The organism is Kitasatospora sp. NPDC057500, assembly GCF_042802195.1.
Classification (GTDB): Bacteria; Actinomycetota; Actinomycetes; order Streptomycetales; family Streptomycetaceae; genus Kitasatospora.
The window spans coordinates 1-4,393 of record NZ_JBHVER010000357.1 but is presented as its reverse complement, the minus strand read 5'-3'; the positions used below and the strand labels follow the sequence as shown (position 1 = coordinate 4,393).

Below are 4,393 nucleotides of genomic sequence, written 5' to 3'. Positions count from 1 at the left end.
CATCCAGAGAACAACCACAGTCCGCGCTTGCACTTAACGCGCGTATGCAACTATTGTCGAGACACGCAAGGAGCTCACTCAAGCAATCACAGAAGGGTCGGGCCCAATGCCTCTCGCACTGCTCGCTCTGGCCGTCGGCGCCTTCGGCATCGGCACCACCGAATTCGTGATCATGGGCCTGCTGCCCGAGATCGCCGCCGACTACGGCGTCTCCATCCCCACCGCGGGCCTGCTGGTCACCGGCTACGCGCTCGGCGTGGTCATCGGCGCACCGCTGCTGACCGTGCTCGGCACCAAGGTCAGCCGCAAGCGGATGCTGATGCTACTGATGGGCCTGTTCGTGATCGGCAACCTGGTCTCGGCCCTCGCCCCTTCGTTCGGCGTGATGCTCGCCGGCCGCGTGGTCGCCTCGCTCGCCCACGGCGCGTTCTTCGGCATCGGCTCCGTCGTCGCCGCCGAACTGGTCGCCCCGGACAAGAAGGCCGGCGCCATCGCCACCATGTTCACCGGCCTCACCGTCGCCAACATCGTCGGCGTGCCGCTCGGCACCTACATCGGGCAGGCCGTCGGCTGGCGCACCACGTTCGCCATCGTCGCGGCGCTCGGCATCGTCGGCCTGCTCGGCATCGCCAAGCTGGTCCCCGCCATGCCCCGGCCCGAGGGCGCCCACCTGCGCCGCGAGCTGACCGCCTTCCGCAACCCGCAAGTCCTGCTCGCGATGGCGATGACCGTGCTCGGCTTCGGTGGTGTCTTCGCCGCGATCACCTACATCGCCCCGATGATGACCAATGTGGCGGGCTACTCGGACGGCGCGGTCACCTGGCTGCTGGTCCTCTTCGGCATCGGGATGTTCCTCGGCAACCTGCTCGGCGGCAAGTACGCCGACCGCAAGCTCATGCCGATGCTCTACACCACCCTGGGCGGCCTCGCCGTCGTGCTCGCCCTGTTCACCCTCACCGCGCACAACAAGGTGCTCGCCGCGATCACCATCATGCTCGTCGGGGCGCTCGGCTTCGCCACCGTGCCGCCGCTGCAGAAGCGGGTCCTGGACCAGGCGCACGGCGCGCCCACCCTGGCCTCGGCCGTGAACATCGGCGCCTTCAACCTCGGCAACGCCCTCGCCGCCTGGCTCGGCGGCATGGTGATCGCCGCCGGCCTCGGCTTCACCTCGCCCAACTGGGTCGGCGCCGTCCTCGCCGCCGCGGCCCTCGCCCTCGCCTTCTGGTCCGCAGCACTGGAGCGCCGCACCCCGGCGACCACCACGGCCGCCGGCCCGGTCCCCGCCCCCGTCGCCGCCCACCACTGACCTCCCTCCCTCCGGCTCCCCCTCACCCCAGGAGAACCAGCACCATGAGCACCACCACCGTCACCCCGCTGACCACCGCCGACGCCGAGGCCCTGATCACGGCCGCCCGCGCCGCCGCCGAGTCGGCCGGGGTCCCGGTCAGCGTCACCGTCCTCGACGCCGGGGGCCACCTGCTCGCCTTCCGCCGCGACGACCGGGCCGTCCTCATCTCCGGCGAGACCAGCACCCGCAAGGCCTACACCGCGCTGCAGCTGAACGCCCCGACCGCCGACCTGGTCGACCTGGTCAAGCCCGACGGCCCGTTCCACTCGCTGCCGACCGCCCTCGACCGGCCGCTGCTGTTCATCGCCGGCGGCATCCCGGTCCACCGCGACGGCCGCCTCGTCGGCGCCATCGGCCTCGGCGGCGGCGCCCCGGAGCAGGACCACTCCTTCGCCACCGCCGCCCTGCGGGAACTCGCCCGATGAGCCGCACTCCGCGCGAGGTCTTCGCCGACCACGGCGAGCGCCTGGGCACCGGGGACCTCGACCGAATAGCGGGGAACTACACCGAGGACGCCGTCCTGATCACCCCCGACGGCGAGTTCCGGGGCCACGACGGGGTCCGGCGGGTGATCGGCCGGCTGCTGACCGACCTGCCGCAGGCCGAGTGGTCACTGACCCCGCAGTTCGCCGACGGGATCCTCTTCCTCCGCTGGACGGCCGCCACCGCGACCCACCGGGTCGCCGACGGCACCGACACGTTCGTCTTCCGCGACGGACTGATCAGTGCCCAGACCGTCCGCTACACCCTCACCAACCGCACCGACTGAAAGACCGGTACCGCCATGAACGCCCCCACCGTCCCCACCGTGAAGCTCAACAACGGCGTCGAGATCCCCCAGCTCGGCTTCGGCGTCTTCCAGGTCCCCGACGACCAGACCACCGCCGCCGTCGCCTCGGCCCTGGAGGCCGGCTACCGCAGCATCGACACCGCCGCGATCTACGGCAACGAGGCCGGCGTCGGCCGGGCCCTCGCCGAGGGCGGCGTGCCGCGCGAGGACCTGTTCATCACCACCAAGCTGTGGAACGCCGACCAGGGCTACGACGAGACCCTGCGCGCCTTCGACGCCAGCCTCGCCAAGCTGGGCCTGGACACCGTCGACCTGTACCTGATCCACTGGCCCACCCCGGCCCGGGACCGCTACCTCGACTCCTGGCGGGCCATCGAGCGCCTCGCCGCCGAGGGCCGGATCCGCGCCGCCGGCGTCTCCAACTTCCAGCCCGCCCACCTCCAGCGCCTGCTGGACAACAGCGAGCTCGTCCCGGCCGTCAACCAGGTCGAGCTGCACCCCGGCCTCCAGCAGGCCGAGCTGCGCGCCTTCCACGCCGAGCACGGCATCGCCACCGAGGCCTGGAGCCCGCTCGCCCAGGGCGCCGTCCTGGACGACCCGGCGATCACCGCGATCGCCGAGCGCACCGGCAAGTCCCCGGCCCAGGTGGTGCTGCGCTGGCACCTCCAGCTGGGCAACATCGTGATCCCCAAGTCGGTTACCCCCGCCCGGATCCGCCAGAACCTCGACGTCTTCGACTTCGAGCTGACCGGCGAGGACATGGCCGCGATCGCCGCGACCGACCGCGGCCTGCGCACCGGCCCGCACCCGGACCAGTTCAACTGATCCCCCCGACGCCCCCGCTCCGCCCCGGCCCACCGTCCGGAGCGGGGCGGGGGCGTCGTCCTTTCCCCGCACCTGCACTGCCCGGCCCCCGGCCCCCCGCCCCGGCCCCGGAAGGATTCGCCATGGCCTCCCCCCACCCCGCCCTCGCCCGTCTCGCCCCCGGCGAGGGACGGCTCACCCTCGGCCTCGAACTGCCCCTCGACAACGACTGGGGCCCCGAGCGCGGACGCGCCGACCGCGCGGCCGGCCGGCCCTTCGGCGTCCCCGACCTCACGGCGCACACCGAGCGCGCGCGGCTGGCCGACCGGCTCGGCTTCGCCGCCCTGTGGCTGCGCGACGTCCCGCTCTACGACCCGCTCCAGTTCGGCGACGCCGGTACGGTCTTCGAGACCTTCACCCACCTCGGCCACCTCGCCGCCGTCACCGAGAACGTCGTCCTCGGCACCGGTGCGGTCGTGCTGCCGCTGCGCGAGCCGCTGCTCGTCGCCAAGGCCGCGGCCACCGTCGACGCGCTGTCCGGCGGGCGGATGCTGCTCGGCCTGGCCAGCGGCGACCGCCCGGTCGAGTACCCGCTGTTCCGCCGCGACTTCCAGTCCCGCGGCGAGGCGTTCCGGGAAGGCGTCGCGACCCTGCGGGCCGCCTGGCGCGGCGGACCGCTGGAACTGCCCGGTGTCGGCCTCGGCGCCGACCGGCAGCTGGAGGTGCTGCCGCGGCCGGTGCACCCGGCGGGGATCCCGATCGCCGTCGCCGGCGGGGCGCAGCAGACCCCGGACTGGATCGCCGAGAACGTCGACGCCTCCCTCAACTACCCGCGCGAACTGGGCGCGCTGCGGATCAAGGCGCGGGAGTGGCAGGCGCTGACCGGCGGCGGCAAGCCGTACCTGACGCCCATGGTCCTCACCCTCCAGGAGGACCCCGACGCCCCGCCCCGTCCCATCCGGCTGGGCCTGAGCACCGGCCGCAACGCCCTGGTGGCACACCTGAAGGAGATGGCCGGGCTCGGCGTCGCCCATGTCTCGTTCAACCTGCGCCCCAACGACCGGCCGGTCGAGGAGCTGCTGCACGAGCTCGCCGAGCACGTGCTGCCGCACTTCCCTACGCCCGAGGCCTTGCATTAACCCGCGCATGCAACTATTGTTGGTGCACATAAGGGGCTTCCGCATCTAAGCGGAGCACCCCGCCTCCCTCCACCACTCCCGAAGGACCCGAGGAACCATCATGTCCCTGAAGAACATCCTCCCCGGCCGGATCGGCTTCGGTACCGCCCCGCTCGGCAACATGTTCCGCGCGATCCCCGACGCGGAGGCCGCCGCCACCGTCGAGGCCGCCTGGCAGCAGGGCGTGCGCTACTACGACACCGCCCCCTTCTACGGCGCGGGCCTGTCCGAGCAGCGCCTCGGCGAGGTGCTGTCCACCAAGCCGCGCGACGA

6 protein-coding genes are annotated in these 4,393 nt (G+C 72.7%); all 6 read left to right on the top strand.

The window, feature by feature from the left end; translation table 11 throughout:
- The first annotated feature begins 106 nt into the window (after positions 1-106).
- Positions 107-1,306, top strand: coding sequence for an MFS transporter (locus ACFU74_RS36290; protein ID WP_380764398.1), 1,200 nt, complete (start codon positions 107-109; stop codon positions 1,304-1,306).
- 44 nt (positions 1,307-1,350) lie between these two features.
- Entirely contained in the window at positions 1,351-1,773 is a 423-nt protein-coding gene (locus tag ACFU74_RS36285; protein ID WP_380764397.1) for a heme-binding protein, read from the top strand.
- The gene (locus ACFU74_RS36280) at positions 1,770-2,117 is read left to right on the top strand and encodes a nuclear transport factor 2 family protein (RefSeq protein ID WP_380764396.1); all 348 of its coding nucleotides are present in this window, start codon (positions 1,770-1,772) and stop codon (positions 2,115-2,117) included. The genes ACFU74_RS36285 and ACFU74_RS36280 overlap by 4 nt, the downstream gene beginning before the upstream one ends.
- Positions 2,118-2,132: 15 nt before the next feature.
- On the top strand, positions 2,133-2,963 hold the full coding sequence (locus ACFU74_RS36275; protein ID WP_380764395.1) for an aldo/keto reductase: 831 nt from the start codon (positions 2,133-2,135) through the stop codon (positions 2,961-2,963).
- 122 nt (positions 2,964-3,085) lie between these two features.
- On the top strand, positions 3,086-4,081 hold the full coding sequence (locus tag ACFU74_RS36270; protein ID WP_380764394.1) for a TIGR03571 family LLM class oxidoreductase: 996 nt from the start codon (positions 3,086-3,088) through the stop codon (positions 4,079-4,081).
- Positions 4,082-4,181: 100 nt separating this feature from the next.
- Positions 4,182-4,393: aldo/keto reductase (locus ACFU74_RS36265; protein WP_380764393.1), on the top strand; the 212-nt coding region annotated here is incomplete at its 3' end.